1 pseudogene is annotated in these 392 nt (G+C 42.9%); it reads left to right on the top strand.

Annotation, left to right across the window (positions count from 1 at the left end):
* Positions 1-103: 103 nt before the first annotated feature.
* Positions 104-392: pseudogene (locus RVS70_RS23055) on the top strand (cell division protein FtsK); the annotation flags it as partial.

Raw genomic sequence — 392 nt, 5'->3', positions numbered from 1 at the left:
GTGGTATACTAAAAACCGTCCCAGAAAACAATAATGGAGTTAGAGATAAATTATGATTTGGCTTCAAAAAATTTTTGATTTGTTTTAAGGCGATAGCTAATAGGATGCTGAACGGCAGACAAAACCCGCACAAATTCCGCAGCAACAAGAGGTGCATCATCCTGAAGGACAATTAAAAAGATTGGAAGATCCTAAAATATATTATGAATATCCAAAAGGCAAGTTCCGTTTTCCAGTCGTGCCTGATGGATACAAAAATCATTACCTGAGAAGGCGCCGCGAACCATCGGTCGAACCGAAATCCGCGCCTCGTCCAAGCGCTGCACCTTACAGAGAGCGTCCCAGCAATGAAAAAGAGAAGCATACATATCAAGCATCAGAGCCGGCGCAGA

This window comes from Virgibacillus sp. M23, from assembly GCF_034190895.1.
Lineage (GTDB): Bacteria > Bacillota > Bacilli > Bacillales > Amphibacillaceae > Virgibacillus > Virgibacillus salarius.
The sequence above is the reverse complement of the archived record's forward strand: the minus strand, read 5'-3'. Positions and strand labels throughout refer to the sequence as shown.